The organism is Flavonifractor plautii ATCC 29863 (assembly GCF_000239295.1).
In the GTDB taxonomy this organism is placed as follows: domain Bacteria; phylum Bacillota; class Clostridia; order Oscillospirales; family Oscillospiraceae; genus Flavonifractor; species Flavonifractor plautii.
This window is the reverse complement of record NZ_JH417696.1, coordinates 24,256-41,477: the sequence shown is the minus strand read 5'-3', so window position 1 is coordinate 41,477 and position 17,222 is coordinate 24,256. Positions and strand designations below refer to the sequence as shown.

The window sequence follows — 17,222 nt, the reverse complement described above, 5'->3', positions numbered from 1 at the left end:
CGCCCGCGGGCGGGGACAAGCCCCGCCCCTACAGGGTAGAGACGTACCGGGGCAGGCGGGGAGCGGCGTCCCCTTTGCGGGGCGAAAGGTCTGCGCGGACAGACGTGTGCGTTCCGCCTTTTTCTGTGAAAAAATCCCTCCGGCCCTGCAGGGACATACTCACGGCCGAAATGGCTCATACTCAACAGGGAAGCGAATAAATGGCGGGCAGGGAGAGATCCCGGAACAGCAGGCCATCCGGCGGGCACCAGGTAAATACAAAGGTGGCGGCGCCCAGCGCCAGCACCAGCGCCGCCCAGAGCAGGCGTGTGCGGCTCCAGACGGGAGTGCGGAGGAAACAGGGCAGCAGGAAAAAGGCGGCCATCACCAGCACATAGAGGGCCACGTCAAAAAAGAGGGAGTCGCCCTCCAGCACCACATGATAGAGGTAACCCACGCCCAGCATGACCGCAGCCGAGAGAAGCAGGGAGAAGGCGCGGGCGCCCAGGCTCTCCGGCTCCCTGCGCACCAGCAGAACACCGGAGAGCAGGCAGGGCCAGTAGAGGATTTTCACATGTTCCCAGAGGCTTTCGTTGACCGGGGCCAGCAGGGCGGTCAGGCCATTGGGCCAGAGAGCGTAGAGGAAGTGCAGGCAGGAGCCCGCCAGCGTGGCCACCACAAAGGTGATCAGCGCCGCCTTGGACAAACGGGACATAGCGATACCCCCTGTTTTGTGATAGTGGAGTATATGCGCAGAGCGGGGCGGACATACCCCGCAGGGGCAGGGAATGTCTGCACGGCACAGGGGCCGGGGCCTGTGCGGCTTTGTATTCCGAGGCCAGCAGCCCGGCGGCACAGGCAGCGGCGACGGGGGGGCCCGCTTCCATGGCGCGGGCGGCCAACAGGCTCCCGGAATAAAGAGCTTGATTCGGTTTGAACCGCTCGCCAATTTTTGGTTACCTTGCACTTTACCAGAATCTTCTTATAACCGAAACAGGAAATTGCCGGGACAAAGGGGAAATCTGGCGGAATAAAAGGAGGAAGGCCGACGGGGCCGGCGCTGGAAGGAAACGACAAGCCAAAGGAGCGTTTCATTGCCAGAGGCGGCGGCGCGCGTTCCGGCCATATTAAAAACGGCGCGCAGCGTGCGCCGTTTTTCACGTTTCAATTCAAAAAAGGGGTGGTCAAATGAAGGAGGAATCCAAAACGAGGCCATGGGCGGCCCTGGCGGTGGCGGTGATGTTCGTGCTGGCGTCATTGGTATCGGCGGCCCCGGCCCGGGCCGCGGAGGAGCGGACGGTGATCCCCATGGGCCGCGCGGTGGGCATCAAACTCTTTTCCGACGGCGTAATGGTGGTGGGCTTTTCCGAGGTGGCCGGCGCGGAGGGCAGCAGCGCCCCGGCCCGGGACTGTGGACTGCGGGAGGGCGACATCATCACGCACATCAACCGGGAGGAGGTGGACAGCATCGAGGAGGTGCAGAGTGTCCTCCAGGAGGTGGGCGGAAAACCCATGAGCATCCGGGCGGTGCGGGACGACAAGACCGTACAGCTCACCGCTCAGGCGGTCCAGTGCGGCAGCGACGGCCAATACAAGCTGGGGGCGTGGATCCGCGACTCCATGGCGGGGATCGGCACCCTCACCTTCTGCGAGCCCGCTACCGGGCGGTTCGGCGCTTTGGGCCACGGCATCAACGACGTGGACACCGCCCAGCTCATGCCCCTCCAGTCCGGCTCCATCATGTATTCGGAGGTCACCGATGTGAAGAAGGGGGAAAAGGGAGCCCCCGGCGAGCTCCACGGCGCGTTTCAGGTGAACCGGGATTTGGGCGAGCTGTACGCCAATACTGCCAGCGGCGTGTTTGGCCGCCTGGAGGACGGTACGCTGACCGACGGCCTGGAGCCGGTGCCCGTAGCGGAGCGCAAGGAGGTCAAGACCGGGGCGGCCACGATTCTCTCCAACATCGCCGGCGACCAGGTCGAGGAGTATCAGGTGGAGATTATCCGGGTGTATCCCGCCAACGGCGCGGATACCCGGAACCTGATGCTCAAGGTGACCGACCCCCGCCTGCTGGAAACCACCGGCGGGATTGTCCAGGGCATGAGCGGCAGCCCCATTCTGCAAAACGGCAAGCTGGTGGGCGCAGTGACCCATGTTCTGGTCAATGATCCCACCCAGGGCTACGGCATTTTGGCGGAGAATATGCTCCTGGAGGCGGAAAATGGGGAGAACCGGTCGTAACGGTCGTAAAAAGGTCGAATGAAGTCGAGGAGAAATACCCATAAATTACCAGAAAAACCCTTGCGTTTGCTGTCTGATTATGGTAAATTATAGGCAACCGGTAAACAGCCTTGGCCAGGCAGCAAACATAGGGCAGGGAAACCTGCTGGAAAGGGTGTCAATATTGGAAACCAGAAAGAGGATCTTGGTGGCCGATGCCAGTGAGGAGTTCCGCCGTGTCTTTACGGGTGCGCTGGAGGAGGAATCCGGCCTGGAGCTGGCCGCAGAGACAGGGGACGGGCAGGAGACGGTCCGCCTGGCAAAGGAGCTCTCCCCGGACATCGTGGTGATGGATTTCGTGCTTGCCCGTATGGATGGACTGGAGGTGCTGTCCGAGCTGGCGGCGCTGCCCGGCCGGCCCCGGGTGCTGGTGCTCTCCAGCTTTGCGCGGGGCAATATGGCGGAGCTGGCCGCGGCCCATGGCGCGGACTACTATATGATGAAGCCGTGCAAACTCTCCGCCGTGATGGAGCGCATCCGCCAACTGGCGGGACAGCCCCAGAGCAGCGGGGAGGAGCCCGGGCGCCTCTCTGGTGAGAGCCAGAACCTGGAGAGCACCGTCACCTCCATTATCCATGAGATCGGTGTGCCCGCCCACATCAAGGGCTACCAGTATCTGCGGGAGGCCATCATCATCGCCGTGGGCGACATGGATGTGATCAACGCGGTGACCAAGATCCTCTACCCGGAGGTGGCCAAGCGTTTCGGCACAACGGCCTCCCGCGTGGAGCGCGCCATCCGCCACGCCATTGAGGTGGCATGGGACCGGGGTGATCTGGAGACCCTGCAAAAGTATTTCGGCTATACGGTGAGCAACGCCAAGGGCAAGCCCACCAACTCGGAGTTCATCGCCATGATCGCCGACAAGCTCCAGCTGGAGCGCAAACAGAAGTAAGGAAAGCAATCCGAACAGGCGGGGGATTTTCCCCCGCCTGTTCAGCCTGTCGAAAAAGTATTTTCGACAGTCCGAGGGACTTTTCGAACCTTCAAAAAAGTTCAAAAAGTCGGCTGATCAAACGCGAAAGAAACCCCTGACGGTTTTCTTTCACACGATCGTTCCCTCCGAAACCTCTGCCTGAAGGGTTTATCGACAGCCTCAACAGGCGGAGGAAGCTGGTTGACAGGGAGAGAGATCGGGGCTACAATCATCTTTATGTGTAAAACAGGAGGCGTATTCCCGTGAAAATCATCTGTCAAATCGGCGTCATCTTTGCCGTGTGCTGGTTCAGCCAGCTCATTGAGGCGGCGCTGCCAGTTCCATTCCCGGCCAGCGTGATCGGCATGCTGCTGCTGCTGGCGCTGTTGGCCACCGGGCTGCTCAAAATCGAGCATATCCGGGAAAAGGCGGATTTTCTGCTGGCCAACATGGCCTTCTTTTTCCTGCCCGCCGGGGTGAGCGTCATCAACTACTTCGATGTGCTGGGCCGCTCGGCCGTCGCGCTGGTGTTGGTCTGCCTGCTCTCAACGGTGATCACCTTCGGCGCCACCGCCCTGAGCATCCGGTTCACCCTGCGCCTGCTGGAGAGGAGGAAGTCCCGTGTCTGAGCTGTTTGCTTCCCCCTTTTTTGGCATCGCTTTGAGTATCCTGGCCTTCTGGGTTGGGGTGCGCATCCAGAAAAAGACCGGCCTGGTGGTCTGTAATCCCCTGCTCATTGGCATCGTCCTGGTGGTGGGGGTGCTGTTGCTGTTCCGCATTCCCTATGAGTCCTATCATCAGGGCGGAGAGATCATCAACATGTTTCTCGCCCCCGCCACCGCCTGCCTGGCGGTGGCCATCTACGGGAAAATCCGTATTCTGAAGGAGAACTGGCTGCCCATTCTGGTTGGGTGCGTGGTGGGCTCGGCGTCCTCCATGGGCAGCATCCTTCTGCTCTGCCGCCTGTTTGGGCTGGACGCGGCCATGACCGCGTCCCTCCTGCCCAAATCCGTCACCACCCCCATTGCCATCAGCGTATCCCAGGCCCACGGCGGCATCGGCCCCATCACCGTGGTGGCGGTGCTGATCACAGGCATCTTCGGCAGCATCGCGGCCCCGCTGCTCATCAAGCTGTTCCGGGTGAAGGACCCCATGACCGCCGGGCTGGCCATCGGCGCCAGCTCCCACGCGGTGGGCGCCTCCAAGGCTCTGGAGCTGGGAGAGACCGAGGGGGCCATGAGCGGGCTGGCTATCGGGGTGTGCGGGCTGATCACAGTGGTGCTCTCCCTGTTCCTGATGTAGCGGAATCCGTACGCCCCCGCCGACGGCGGGGGCGCAGTCTGTCGAAAAAGTGGCAAAGCCACTTTTTTGAGAAAGCCGCAGTCTGCCGCGCGCAGGGTTTATCCGCCTGCGGAGGCCAGACCCAACACTTGCAGCCTGAGAAGTGTTTTCCCCGACGCACATGTCGCCGGGGAAACCAGATTGGTACTTGATTCGCGCCTGCGGGCGCGAACTCTGCGAGGCTTTTTCGACATACTGGCGCCCCCGCCGATGGCGGGGGCGTTTTTGTGATCTCGTGTATACAAAGGCGGTGTATTGTAGTAGAGTAGGGGGAGAAAGGAGTGTTGCCCCATGCTGGAGGAGGAAGTGCGCCGGGCGCGGCGGGAAGAGCGGGACGTGGAGGACGTGACGGTGGAGGGGGAGTGCCTGGCGGGCGCGGACTTGTCGGGGCTGGAGTTCCGCCGGGTGTGCCTGCACCGGTGCCGGTTCCAGAACTGCGACTTCTCGGGGGCGGTCTTTGACCGGGTGGAGTGGAGGGGCTGCGACTTCTCCAACTGCCGCTTCGGCGGGACGGTCTGGACGGACACGGTGGTGCGGGACTGCAAGGGGGACGGCGGCCGGTTCACCGCCAGCCGGTGGCGGGGCTGTACCCTGGGCGAGAGCGCCTTCCGCTGCGCCAATTTTGCACAGTCGCGGTGGAAAAAGTGCCGCATGGAGAACTGCCAGCTTCGCCGGGCCGTGCTGGCCGAGGCGGATGTGGCCGGCCTGAGCCCACACCGGACGGGGTTCCAGGAGGTGGACTTTTTCCGCACGCCGCTGAAGGGCGTGGATTTTTCCGACTGCGCGCTGGAGGGCATCACCGTATCGGAGAGCCTGGGAGAGCTGCGGGGCATGAAGATCAACCCGGCCCAGGCGGTTGATCTGATCCCCCTGCTGGGGATACAGCTTTTGTGAGGGAGGGAGCGCCCGATGGGCGGACTGTTTGACTATCTGGACTGGCGGGGGGAGCTGAGCCTGGCCCAGTCCCCCTTCAACCCGGTGGATAATCTGCTCCTGAGCACCCTATCCTACGCGCCGCTGGACCATCTGGTGGACCGGGAGGGCACCGCCCTCTGGGCTGCGGCGGAGCGGTGGGAGGCGGCGGGCGGCGTCTGGCCGCCGCGGCCGGAGCGGGGCCGGGGGGAGTTTCGGGAGGAGGTGCTCCGCCTCTTCGGGGCCCTGGCCCGGGCGCCCCGGTTCTCCGGCCTGATGCTGCTGGACTGGGTGAGCCACCTGGACGCAGGGACGGAGGAGCAGTTCGCCGCCCTCACCATCGACACCGGAGACGGGGCCCGGTTTGTCTCCTACCGGGGGACGGACAGCACCCTGGTGGGGTGGAAAGAGGACTTCAACATGAGCTACCAGACGCCGGTGCCCGCCCAGAGGTCGGCGGCGGAGTACCTGTCCGACGCCCTGCGGCGGTGGGGCGGCCCCCTGCGTCTGGGCGGGCACTCCAAAGGCGGGAATCTGGCGGTCTACGCGGCGGCGGCCTGCCGGACGCCCGACCGCCTGCTGGCGGTCTACAACAACGACGGCCCCGGCTTCTGCGCCGGGGCCGTGGATGAGGCGGGCTATGAGGCGGTGCGGGGGCGGATACACACCTTTGTACCCCAGTCCTCGGTGGTGGGGATGCTTCTGGACCACGAGGAGGACTACACCGTGGTGCGCAGCGATCAGTCCGGCCTGTTCCAGCACAGCCCCTTTTCCTGGCAGATATTGGGGCCGGACTTTGTGGAGGTGGAGCGGGTCACCGACGCCAGCCGCTTTGTCAGCCGTACCCTCAAGGAGTGGGTGGCCTCCCTGACTCCGGAGCGGCGGGAGCAGTTTGTGGACCTCCTGTTCGAGGTGCTGGGGGCCTCGGGGGCCCAGACTACGGCGGAGCTGTCCGAGGGCGGGCTCCAGGCCGCGGCGGCTGGCCTGCGCCGCCTCCGGGCGCTGGACGGCGCCGACCGCCTCATGCTGTTCCAGGCCCTGGCCCGTCTGGCCGAGGCGGCGCGGAACAGCATGGGCCTGCTCCGGGGCGAGGAGACATAAGGGAACATGGAGGGCGATATTAACCGCCCTCCCCAGAGACTGTCGATAAAACCTCTTGTCGAAGGATTCGGAGGGAAGGATAGTGTGAAAGGCTGCCCCGCAGGGCGATTCGGAGCACAACCGCCGCTTGCGGCGGCGCTTGGTGCGGAGATGAACCGTCAGGGTTCCCTGAAGGTGAATTGGCCACAGGCCAAGAGAGACCGGCCTGGGCCGTTCGCGTTGGATCAAGTAACTTTTTGAACCTGTTTTGCAGGTTCAAAAAGTTTAGCAGCCTGTCGAAAAGTCTTTTTCGACAGGCTGCGTGGAGGGCGGTATCAACCGCCCTCCACGTTTTTGTACCTTAACCTCTGCGCCGGCGGCTGCCGGTGTAGCGGCCCCGGCCGCTGTAGGCGTAGCCCCGGCGGCCCGTCCGGCCCCGGCCGCGGAAGAGCACCACCCGCAGCAGGAGGGCGGCGATTACTACCAGGATGACCACCAGAAGGATGCGCACCAGCAGATTGTCAAAGAACTTCTGAATCCGGTCCAGCCGGTAGGCCCACTCGTCCCGCTCCACCGAGCAGGTGGCCACCAGATCCAGGGTGCCGTAGGACTTGCCGTTGAAATAGGCCGTGATGGTGCCCAGCACCTGCCCCTGCACCACCGGTGCCTCCACGCTCCGGGTTTCCAGGGTGTAGTCATACGTAAAGTTCTCGGCGGACACGTCGTTGGGCAGCAGGGCGGTCAGCTTCCCGTCGGGCATGAGGGTGACGGAGGCGGCGTCCTTGCCCAGGGTGACCTCCACCTCCGGGATGTCCCGCTTGGTGTTGTCCAGAATGGTCTGGGTGGAGAAGTTGGCAAAACCCCATTTAAACAGGCGGATGGTCTCGTCAAAGTAGATATAGCCCTCGCTGCCGGAGGTGCCCGGCTCACGCTCACAGCCCATGACCACGGAGATCAGGTTCCGGTTCTCCCGGGTGGCGGAGGCGGCCAGGCAGTAGCCCGCCTCGGGGGTGGAGCCGGTCTTGATGCCGGTGGCGTACTCGTAGATGTAGCCCGCCACGCGGAAGTTGGAGATAAGCGCGTTTGTAGAGCGGATGATGCGCGGCTCGGGGTGCAGGTTGGTGGCGGGCATGGTGTAGTTCTTGGAGCCCACGATGGTGCGGAAGGTCTCGTGCTTCATGGCCTCCCGGCACATGAGGTAGATGTCGTAGGCGCTGGTGTAGTGGTCATCGTCGTGGTAGCCGTGGGTATTGGAGAAGTGGGTGTCCTCCATGCCCAGCTCGGCGGCCCGGGTGTTCATGAGCTCCACGAAGGAGGCCACATCGCCGCTCACCGCCTCTGCCATGACGTTGCACGCCTCGTTGGCCGAGGGGATCAGGGCGGCGTAGAGCAGGTCGATGATGCGGATCTGTTCCCCCTCTTTGATATCGGCCGTGGAAGCGCCCTCCCCGATGCCGGTGTGAAGGGCGGAGCTGGCGGTGACGGTCTGCTCCAGGGACAGCTCTCCCCGGTCCACCGCCTCCAGGGTGAGCAGGCAGGTCATCACCTTGGTGATGGAGGCGGGGTAGTTGTGCGCGTGGGCGTTCTTCTCGTAGAGAATCTCGCCGGTGTCGGGGTCCACCAGAACGGCGGCCTTGGCGTTGACGTCCATCTCGTCCAGAATGGCGCTGCCGCTGTCCGCAGCGGAGGCAAAGGTGGTCAGCAGCCCCGAGAGCAGGGCGAGGCAGAGTAAAACGGAAAGCAGTCGTGATTTTTTCATAGGAAACTCCATTTGACTATGTTATAATAACGGTATGGCTATTATAACAAACCCCGGACCGGGACGCAACGGGGAGGGGGATACAAAAAGATGAAGATTTCCAGACTGGAATTTGTGGCCCTGCTGCTGGCGGCGGTCTTTGCGGCCTTCGCGGCGGGCTGGTTTTTTCGGGGGCAGGCCGCGCCCCAGCCCGTGCGGGTGGAGACCGAGCGTACCCTGACCCAGGAGACGCCCCTGGCGCTGCCCGCGCCTACGCCCTCCCCCTCCGCCCAGAGCAAGGAGGATACCCTTGCCGGCGGGGCGAAGATCAACCTCAACACCGCCGGGGTGGACGAGCTGATGACCCTGCCGGGCATCGGGGAGAAGCGGGCGGAGGACATCATTGCCTACCGCCAGGCCAACGGCCCCTTCCGCATCCCGGAGGAGCTGACCGAGGTGCCGGGCATCGGCGAGGGCATTCTGGAGGGCCTCATTGACTACGTGACGACTGGGGAGGAGAACCGATGAAAATACTGGTGGTAGACGACGAGAAGGTGCTGGTCAAGGGCATCAAGTTCAACCTGGAGAGCGAGGGCTACCAGGTGGAGGCGGGCTATGACGGGGAGGAGGCGGTGGAGCTGGCCCGGAACGGCGCCTTCGATCTCATTATCCTGGATCTGATGATGCCCAAGATCGACGGGCTCCAGGCCTGTATGCGCATCCGGGAGTTCTCCAACGTGCCCATCATCATGCTCACCGCCCGCAGCGAGGACACCGACAAGATCATCGGCTTCGAGTGCGGGGCGGACGACTACATCACCAAGCCCTTCAACATTCTGGAGCTGAAGGCCCGGGTGCGGGCCCTGCTGCGCCGGGCGGGCATGGCGGCCCAGAAGCAGGGGGGCGGCGGCCGGCTGTCCATGGGCCACATCACCCTGGATGTGGACGCCCGGGCCGCCTGGAAGGACGGCAAGAGCGTGGATCTCACCGCCAAGGAGTTCGACCTGATGGAGCTGCTGCTGCGCAACCCGGGCCGGGTGTACTCCCGGGAGAACCTGCTCAACGTGGTGTGGGGCTATGAGTACGCCGGAGATTACCGCACGGTGGACGTGCACGTGCGCCGCCTGCGGGAGAAGCTGGAGCTGGACCCCGCCAACCCGGAGTATATCCTCACCAAGTGGGGCGTGGGCTACTATCTGAAGCATGGATAAGGGGAGCGGCGCGGTCAGGCGCGTGCCCTTCTGGCGCTCCCTCCAGACCAAGTTCGCCCTGACCTATATTGTGATTGTGGCGGCGGTGCTGATTCTGCTCAACACCTACCCCCTGGTGGTGTCGGAAAAGCTGGCCTACCAGTCCAAGCAGGCCTCCATGCTCAACCAGGCCTCGGTGCTGGCCTCCGCCCTGGCCACCGGGCCGGAGGCCCTCACGGCCGAGGGTGCCACCCGGACGGTGGAGCTGCTGCGGGGCAGCCTGGGAGTGACCCGGGTGGTGGTCACCGACCCAAACGGCCTGGTGCTCTGCGATTTCCAGGACGGCGTGGGGCGGACCGACACCGCCGGGCGGTACGCCCTGTTCTGGGAGCTGGTCACCGCCCTGCGGGGCAACAACGTGTTCCGCTCTGAGTACGGCGACGGGGCCTTCCGAAGCTGGGCGGCGGTGCCCATTACCTACCGCTCCATGACCCAGGGGGCGGTCTACCTCTACGAGTACGACGCCGAGCAGGGCGCGCTGCTCCAGGGGATCCAGACCAACCTGCGCTTTATCTCCATCGTCATCTGTATGGTGTCGCTGGTGATGGGGGTGGTCTTCTCCAAGGCCCTCACCCGGCGTATCGCCCAGCTCCTGCGGGGCATCCACACGGTACGGGAGGGCGAGTACAGCCACCGGGTGAGCGTCCGGGGCGGCGACGAGCTCAGCCGCCTGGCCGACGAGTTCAACGAGCTCACCGGCCGCCTCCAGACCACCGAGGAGGTGCGCCGGCGCTTCGTCTCCGATGCCTCCCATGAGCTCAAAACCCCACTGGCCTCCATCCGCCTGCTCACCGACTCCCTGCTCCAGGCCGACCACATGGACGGCGAGACGGCACGGGAGTTCCTCAACGACATCGGGGACGAGGCTGATCGGCTCACCCGCATCACCGAGAAGCTGCTTACCCTCACACGGCTCGACACCGCCCCGGCGGCGGAGGACGTCCCCGTGGATGTGGGGGCGGTGGTGGAACGGGTAGAGCACATGCTCTCCCCCCTGGCCCGGGCGGTAGAGGTGAGCCTGGAGCTGAAGCTCCAGCCGGGCTGCGTGGTGCTGGCCACCGAGGACGACCTCTACCAGATTGCCTTCAATCTGATGGAGAACGCGGTGAAGTACAACCTGCCCGGCGGCCGGGTGCTCGTCACCCTCACTGCCGACGGCGGGCGGGTGGTCCTCCGGGTGGAGGATACCGGCGTGGGCATCCCGGAGGCGGATCTGCCCAAGATCTTCGACCGCTTTTACCGGGTGGACAAGGCCCGCTCCCGGGCCGCCGGCGGCACCGGCCTGGGCCTGTCCATCGTGCGGGACACGGTGCTCCAGCACGGCGGAGCCGTCACTGCCCGGCGGCGGGAGCCGGAGGGCACCTGCTTCGAGGTCAGCTTTGCCCAGTGGAACGGAGAGGAGGTGGGCCGATGAGACGACGCATCGCGGCGCTGGGCTGTCTGCTGGCTCTGGCCGCCGGGGGCTGCGCCCCCCGCCCGGAGGAGCCGGAGGGCGGCTACTGCGTGTACTACTCCGCCCTGTCCGACCGCTTTGCCCCCCTGCCGCTGGACTGTGAGCCCTTTGAGGGGAGCGCCGGCGACCCCATCCCTGCCCTGGTGGACGCCCTGCTGTCCCCGCCGGAGACCCAGGGCCTCGCCACCCCCTTCCCCGAGGGGGTGCGCCTGTTGAGCTGGGAACTGGAGGAGGGCCGCCTCCACCTGGACCTCTCCGAGCAGTACGGCGGCCTGTCCGGGGTGGATCTCACCGTGGCCGACGCCTGCCTGACCCTTACGCTGTGCCAGGTGGAGGGGGTGGAGTCGGTCTATGTGACGGTGGAGGGGAGGGAGATCCCTTACCGCCGCGTCCAGCAGCTCGGTCCCGACGGACTGCTGCTCACCGACGGCACCGATGTGCCGCCGGAGGAGCCGGAGCCCAGTCCCACCCCGCCCGCCTCTTGACAAGGGCCGGGCGGGGGTGTAGCATAACACTCAACCTGAAACAGGAAAGGAAGATCCTGCCCATGAGTCAGCAGCGCATCGGCACCCAGTGCCTCCACGCCGGGTATACCCCCGGGAATGGTGAGCCCCGCAACATCCCCATCGTCCAGTCCACCACCTTCCGCTACGCCACCGGCGAGCAGATGGGAGCCCTCTTCGACCTGGAGGAGAGCGGCTACTTCTACACCCGCCTCCAGAACCCCACGAATGACCACGTGGCGGCCAAGATCTGCGCCCTGGAGGGGGGAACCGCGGCCATGCTGACCTCCTCCGGTCAGGCGGCTTCCTTTTACGCCATCTTTAACATTGTCTCCTGCGGGGAACATGTGGTGTGCTCCTCCTCCATCTACGGCGGTACCTATAACCTCTTCGCCGTCACGATGAAGCGCATGGGCATCGACTTCACCTTCGTCGACCCCGACTGCACCGAGGCCGAGCTGGAGGCCGCCTTCCGGCCGGAGACCCGGGCCGTCTTTGGCGAGACCATCGCCAACCCCGCCCTCACCGTGCTGGACTTTGAGAAGTTCGCCAGGGCGGCCCACGCCCACGGCGTGCCCCTCATCGTGGACAACACCTTCGCCACCCCGGTGAACTGCCACCCCTTCGAGTGGGGGGCCGACATTGTCACCCATTCCACTACCAAGTACATGGACGGCCACGCCAACGCGGTGGGCGGCGCCATCGTGGACTCCGGCCGGTTCGACTGGACAGCCCACGCCGACAAGTTCCCCGGCCTCACCACCCCGGACGAGAGCTACCACGGCGTGACCTATACCGAGCGCTTCGGACTGGAGGGAGCCTACATCACCAAGGCCACCGCCCAGCTCATGCGGGACTTCGGCGCCATCCCCGCCCCCATGAACGCCTACCTGCTCAACGTGGGGCTGGAGACCCTGCCCCTGCGCATGGCCAGGCACTGTGAAAACGCCCTGGCCGTGGCCCGGTTCCTGAAGGGACACCCCAAGGTGAGCTGGGTGCGCTACCCCGGCCTGGAGGGCGACCCCTACTACGAGCGGGCCCGGAAGTACCTGCCGAACGGCACCTGCGGCGTGGTGTCCTTCGGCGTGAAGGGCGGCCGGGAAGCGGCCTCTAAGTTCATGGCGGGCCTGGAGCTGGCCTCCATTGCCACCCATGTGGCCGACGCCAAGACCTGCGTGCTTCACCCCGCCAGTACCACCCACCGCCAGATGAGCGACGCCGAGCTGGCCGCCGCCGGGGTGGCCCCCGACCTGGTGCGCTTCTCCGTGGGCATCGAGGATGTGAACGATATCCTGGCCGACCTGGAAAAGGCCCTGGAGGGAGCGTAAACAGAAAAAATAAAATGCGCTCCCAAAACGGGAGCGCATTTTTTAGAAGAGAGGAGAGACTGCTATGGAATGGAGACGGCTGACACAGCCGGAGGAACCGGCGTTTGGAAGGGCGATGGCCCTCTACGAGGCCAGCTTTCCCCGCCACGAGCAGCGGCTGCCCGATGAGCAGCGGGCCGTCCTGTCCCACCCGGAGTACCATTTCATCCAGCTTTTTGATGGGGCGGAATTCGTGGGGCTGCTGCTCTACTGGGAGGCGGAGGACTTCCGCTATGTGGAGCATTTCTGCGTCCGTCCGGAGCTGCGGGGCCGCCGCTACGGCGCCAAGGCGCTGGAGGAGCTGGGCCGGGACGGGAAAACCGTGGTACTGGAGATCGACCCGCCGGTGGACGATATCGCCCGGCGGCGGCAGGGCTTCTACCAGAGGTGCGGCTTCGCCGTCAACCCCTATCCCCACGTCCATCCCCCCTACCGGCCGGAGTACCCGGGCCATGAGCTGGTGGTGCTCTCCAGCCCCCGGGCGCTGACCCCGGCGGAGTACGGGGCATTCGCGTGTTACCTGAGCGCGGTGGTGATGGCCTGAGGGGCGGGTTCTGGCCGGGCGCGCCGGAGGGAGCGGCTGAGGCGCAGGCTGACGAGGAGAACGGCCCCTTCGGCGGCGGGGAAGGCCAGCCATACGCCGGTGAGGCCCAGCAGGGCGGCCAGCAGCAGGGCGGCGGCCACGATGGCCACAAAGCCCCGGAGCAGGGAGAGCCGGAGGGAGCGGCTGGGGTGCTCCGCCGCCCCCAGGAAGGAGGCGGTGACCAGGTTCAGCCCGGCAAAGGGAAAGCCCAGAAAGTAGAGCCGCAGGCCCTGCTCCGCCATCTGCTGGAGCGCCGGATCTCCGTCCCGGTTGAAGAGGGACACCAGCGGCCCGGCGGCGAAGAAGGCCAGCGCGGCCATGCACAGCCCCGCGCACAGGGCCAGCCCCAGGGCCATGCGGCACAGGGTGCGCACCCCGGCGGCGTCCCCCCGGCCGTGGGCCAGGCTGACCAGGGGCTGGACGCCCTGATTGACGCCGGTGAAGAGAGCGAGGGCCATCAGCGCCAGGTTGGCCACAATGCCGTAGGCCGCCACCCCCAGCGTCCCCGCCAGGCGGAGGGTCAGCAGGTTGAAGACCACCAGCACCAGGCCGGAGGAGCACTCGTTGAGAAAGGCGGCGCTGCCCAGCCCGGCCAGATCCGCCAGCGGCCGGAGGGCGGGGCGGAAGGGGCGCAGGCGGAAGCGGCTGCGGCGGGTGAGGATGTGCAGGGAGGACACGCACAGGCCCACTACCGGGGCGATGCCGGTGGCCAGGGCCGCGCCGAAGATGCCCATATCCATGGGGTAGAGGAACACATAGTCCAGCACAATGTTGGACAGGCTGCCCAGCAGCATGGCGGCCATGGCCAGCTTGGGATTGCCGTCGTTGCGCACGAAGGCGGTGAGAATGTGGTTGAGCAGGAAGCAGGGGGCAAAGAGGAGCACCGTGCGCAGATAGACCGAGCACATGGGCAGGATGGCTCCCTCCGCCCCCAGCAGGCGGGCCAGCGGCACGGCCCACAGCAGACCGGCCAGCGCCAGTAGCCCGCCCAGCGTCCCGCCGCAGGCCAGGGCGCGGGAGAAGGCGCGGTCGGCCCGCACGCCGTCCCCCTGGGTGCGGCAGATGGCGTACCGGGTGGCCCCGCCAATGCCCAGCATCAGCCCCAGCCCGTTGATGAGGCCGAAGACCGAGATGGCCAGGTTGAGGGCCGCCAGCCCGTCGGTGCCCAGCCGGTGGGCCACAAACAGGGTGTCGGCCAGGATGTAGCCGGACAGGCCCAGCGCGCCCAGCACATTCAGGCTCACATACTGGAAAAAGCTCCGCTTCACTCCGATCCCTCCTAAAAACGTCCCAGAGCGGCAAAAAACGTGCCTGGGCCGATTCCTTCTAAGACCTACGGAATCGGTTCAGGCACGTTTCACACTTATCCGGTGATAAACGGGAAGCCACAGGGCATTCATCTGTCGGGTATTAAGATAACAGAAAGACCGCCCCCTGTCAACCCCCCGGCTGTACCAGCTTTTTTTACCATTTGTTATTGCTCTGTAACTTGTCCGGGAAAACCAGGGGAGCTATAATACAAATAGGAATCGAATGTTGAAGGGAGTGTGTACCATGAAGCGAATACTGGCGCTGGGCCTCTGTCTGGCCCTGCTGTGCCCCGCCGCCCGGGCGGCAGAGGAGGCGAAGGGGTGGAGCCGGAGCGAGCCGGGCGGAGATTATGTGACCCTCCGGGTGCCCTGCCCCCAGGGGGAGGCCCTGGATTGGTCGGAGCAGACCCTCCTCGCGGTGCGGTACGCCGACACGGGGGAGCCAGTGCCCCTCACCAGCGACTACCAGCAGGGCTGGCTCTTCGCCACCGTCCCAGCGGAGGAGGCGGAGCGGCCCCTGGAGGTCTTTCAGGGGGAGGAGCACCGCTTCCCCGACTGCATCACGGTCTGGAAGGGGCACGAGTACTACAACGACCCCGGCGGCGCAAAGGAGCTGTATCTCCGGGGAGTGCTCCAGGGGGATCACGCGGGCAATCTGAACCCCGACGCCGCCCTGACGCGGGCGGAGGCCTTCGCCCTGATCTGCCGCCTGCTGTCCCTGGAGCCCGGCGGCGACCCCGGCTACGCCGACGCGGAGCCCGGCGACTGGTATTATGATACCGCCTCCGCCGCCCGGGCCGGCGGACTGGCGGCGGAGGACGCCTATTTCCACCCCGACCGGCTGGTGACCCGGGGAGAGCTCACCGTCATGGCTGCCCGGGCCATGGAGGCGGTGGGCTGGCTGACCATACCGGAGGGGGGAACGGCGGCGGAGCTGACTCTGGTCGATGCCGGGGAGATTCCGGACTGGGCTTTAGCGTCCTATCTGGCCTTTGATAAACAGGGCCTGGGCATCTTCACCCAGCGGTCCACCGGAGAGACCGACCCGGTCTACGGGGAGCCCGGAGTGGAGGAGCTGGCAGAGTGGGACAGGCCCGCTACCCGGGGCGAGGCGATCACCTTCCTGGACGACGCCCGTACCCGCCTGCCCTGGTACCCCACCCAGACGGCCATCGACTGGGGCTTTGACGAGACCATGCCCGTCGTCGACGGCTCCACCTCCACCTACCCCTATACCAGGGCGGTGTACGGGGCGCTCTTCTGGAATTATGACAACCATCCGCAGTTCCCGGAGAGCCACTCCAAGAGCCATGAGTCCTACGAGCGGCTCATCAACGGGGAGGTGGACGCCCTCTTCGCCGCCACCCTGCCCTCGGAGGAGCTGAAGGCCCAGGCGGAGGCGGCGGGGGTGGAACTGGAGTACATTCCCATCGCCTATGACGCCATGGTGTTCTTCACCAACGCGGAGAACTCTGTCACCGGGCTGACCCAAAAGCAAATACAGGACATATATGTGTACGGGAAATATACGAATTGGAATCAGATAGGCGGCCCGGACGCGGAGCTGCTGCCCTACCGCCGCAACACCGACAGCGGCTCCCACGCCCTGATGGAGCAGTATTTCCTGGAGGGCGGAAAGCTCTCCCTCAGCCCCGACGTGCACAATGTCCTCACCTCCTACGCCATGTCCTCCGCCCTCACCGATGTGGCCGGGGCCATGACCACCGACCCCCTGGCTTACGCCATGGGCTATAGTGTGTACTATTATTATGTAAATAGCTATTGGCTCCTGGGCGACGCGGGCGGAGGGGAGCTCAAGCTGCTGGCGGTGGATGGGGTGCTCCCCTCGGATGAGACCATCGCCGACGGAAGCTACCCCCTGGCGGGGTACAACTACCTGGTGCTCCGGGCCGGCGAGCCGGAGGACGCCCCCGCCCGGCGGCTGGCGGAGTTCATGGTGAGCGAGGCGGGCCAGAACTGCGTGGGCAGCGCGGGCTTCGGCCCCCTGTCCTCGGGCCCCCAGGCGGACTTCCAGCGGGAGCAGCCGAACCGGAGCGTGGACGCCGTCTTTCCCGCTGGGCCTGGCTATGTGGTTCTTTCCTGGGATGAGGCCCACACCACCCTCCGGGCCAGCGGTCTGGAGCGGAGCGGGACGGACGGCCGCTGGCATGAGCTGACCGCCAACGAGTGCCCCGCGCCGGAGCCGGGCAAACTCTCCGCCGCCCGGCTGGGCTCCGGGGGCGGCACCGTGATCTTCGGCGCGGTGGGCGGCGAGCGGGGGGACAGCCTCACCGTCCGCCTCACCTACGGAGGCGGGCAGAGCCTGACCCAGCGGGTCTATCCCGGCCAGACCTTCCACTTCCTGCTGGAGGGCAGCCCCGCGCTGGAGAAGCTGGAGCTGCTCCAGGGCGGACAGGTGCTGGACGGCTGTACCGGGCTTTCGTAGTGATTTGTGAAGCCGCGGCGGAAGGGGCAAACACCGTGCGGGCCGGTCAAAAGACCGGCCCGCA

At 65.5% G+C, this 17,222-nt stretch carries 16 protein-coding genes; 13 read left to right on the top strand and 3 right to left on the bottom strand.

The genetic code is table 11. From position 1 onward, the window contains the following. Positions 1-181 precede the first annotated feature (181 nt). The gene (locus HMPREF0372_RS05840; RefSeq protein ID WP_007489781.1) at positions 182-694 is read right to left on the bottom strand and encodes a DUF6512 family protein; all 513 of its coding nucleotides are present in this window, start codon (positions 692-694) and stop codon (positions 182-184) included. Between the two features lie 473 nt (positions 695-1,167). Here HMPREF0372_RS05840 and spoIVB point away from each other — a divergent pair, with 473 nt between their 5' ends. The 6 genes from spoIVB (at position 1,168) to HMPREF0372_RS05810 (ending at position 6,529) form a co-directional block, all read left to right on the top strand. Further along, complete coding sequence (gene spoIVB, locus HMPREF0372_RS05835; RefSeq protein WP_007489774.1) at positions 1,168-2,220, top strand: SpoIVB peptidase; 1,053 nt, start codon at positions 1,168-1,170, stop codon at positions 2,218-2,220. 187 nt (positions 2,221-2,407) lie between these two features. Beyond that, positions 2,408-3,154 (top strand): sporulation transcription factor Spo0A, encoded by a 747-nt coding sequence (gene spo0A / locus HMPREF0372_RS05830; protein ID WP_155116974.1) that lies wholly within the window; start codon positions 2,408-2,410, stop codon positions 3,152-3,154. A gap of 284 nt (positions 3,155-3,438) precedes the next feature. Continuing rightward, positions 3,439-3,804 (top strand): CidA/LrgA family protein, encoded by a 366-nt coding sequence (locus HMPREF0372_RS05825; protein ID WP_007489771.1) that lies wholly within the window; start codon positions 3,439-3,441, stop codon positions 3,802-3,804. Continuing rightward, positions 3,797-4,477 carry an LrgB family protein gene (locus tag HMPREF0372_RS05820; RefSeq protein WP_007489769.1) on the top strand — a complete coding sequence of 227 codons (681 nt, stop codon included), beginning with the start codon at positions 3,797-3,799 and terminating at the stop codon, positions 4,475-4,477. Before HMPREF0372_RS05825 ends, HMPREF0372_RS05820 begins: the two co-directional genes overlap by 8 nt. Before the next feature lie 330 nt (positions 4,478-4,807). Then, a complete protein-coding gene (locus tag HMPREF0372_RS05815; protein ID WP_007489766.1) occupies positions 4,808-5,410 on the top strand; it encodes a pentapeptide repeat-containing protein in 603 nt (200 codons plus the stop codon). A gap of 15 nt (positions 5,411-5,425) precedes the next feature. Next, a complete protein-coding gene (locus HMPREF0372_RS05810) occupies positions 5,426-6,529 on the top strand; it encodes a DUF2974 domain-containing protein (protein ID WP_007489764.1) in 1,104 nt (367 codons plus the stop codon). A gap of 340 nt (positions 6,530-6,869) precedes the next feature. On the opposite strand, the gene HMPREF0372_RS05800 is transcribed toward HMPREF0372_RS05810, so the two are convergent. Beyond that, a complete protein-coding gene (locus tag HMPREF0372_RS05800; protein WP_039996766.1) occupies positions 6,870-8,267 on the bottom strand; it encodes a D-alanyl-D-alanine carboxypeptidase family protein in 1,398 nt (465 codons plus the stop codon). Positions 8,268-8,357: 90 nt separating this feature from the next. On the opposite strand from HMPREF0372_RS05800, the gene HMPREF0372_RS05795 reads away from it, so the two are divergent. The 6 genes from HMPREF0372_RS05795 to HMPREF0372_RS05770 all read left to right on the top strand — a co-directional run bounded on the left by HMPREF0372_RS05795 (position 8,358) and on the right by HMPREF0372_RS05770 (position 13,363). Continuing rightward, positions 8,358-8,774, top strand: a complete 417-nt coding sequence (locus HMPREF0372_RS05795) for a ComEA family DNA-binding protein (RefSeq protein WP_007489760.1) — start codon at positions 8,358-8,360, stop codon at positions 8,772-8,774. Continuing rightward, positions 8,771-9,457, top strand: coding sequence for a response regulator transcription factor (locus HMPREF0372_RS05790; RefSeq protein ID WP_007489758.1), 687 nt, complete (start codon positions 8,771-8,773; stop codon positions 9,455-9,457). Before HMPREF0372_RS05795 ends, HMPREF0372_RS05790 begins: the two co-directional genes overlap by 4 nt. Next, a complete protein-coding gene (locus tag HMPREF0372_RS05785) occupies positions 9,450-10,910 on the top strand; it encodes a sensor histidine kinase (RefSeq protein ID WP_007489756.1) in 1,461 nt (486 codons plus the stop codon). The genes HMPREF0372_RS05790 and HMPREF0372_RS05785 overlap by 8 nt, the downstream gene beginning before the upstream one ends. Continuing rightward, positions 10,907-11,434: a GerMN domain-containing protein gene (locus HMPREF0372_RS05780; RefSeq protein ID WP_007489754.1), complete on the top strand. Its 528-nt coding sequence runs from the start codon at positions 10,907-10,909 to the stop codon at positions 11,432-11,434. Before HMPREF0372_RS05785 ends, HMPREF0372_RS05780 begins: the two co-directional genes overlap by 4 nt. A 62-nt stretch (positions 11,435-11,496) precedes the next feature. After that, positions 11,497-12,780, top strand: a complete 1,284-nt coding sequence (locus HMPREF0372_RS05775; RefSeq protein WP_039996765.1) for an O-acetylhomoserine aminocarboxypropyltransferase/cysteine synthase family protein — start codon at positions 11,497-11,499, stop codon at positions 12,778-12,780. A 64-nt stretch (positions 12,781-12,844) separates the two neighbouring features. After that, complete coding sequence (locus tag HMPREF0372_RS05770; protein WP_007489750.1) at positions 12,845-13,363, top strand: GNAT family N-acetyltransferase; 519 nt, start codon at positions 12,845-12,847, stop codon at positions 13,361-13,363. Here the strand turns inward: HMPREF0372_RS05770 and HMPREF0372_RS05765 are convergent. Continuing rightward, the gene (locus HMPREF0372_RS05765; protein ID WP_007489748.1) at positions 13,336-14,670 is read right to left on the bottom strand and encodes an MATE family efflux transporter; all 1,335 of its coding nucleotides are present in this window, start codon (positions 14,668-14,670) and stop codon (positions 13,336-13,338) included. The genes HMPREF0372_RS05770 and HMPREF0372_RS05765 overlap by 28 nt on opposite strands. A gap of 286 nt (positions 14,671-14,956) precedes the next feature. On the opposite strand from HMPREF0372_RS05765, the gene HMPREF0372_RS05760 reads away from it, so the two are divergent. Beyond that, positions 14,957-17,158 (top strand): PstS family phosphate ABC transporter substrate-binding protein, encoded by a 2,202-nt coding sequence (locus HMPREF0372_RS05760; RefSeq protein ID WP_230979258.1) that lies wholly within the window; start codon positions 14,957-14,959, stop codon positions 17,156-17,158. Positions 17,159-17,222 lie beyond the last annotated feature (64 nt).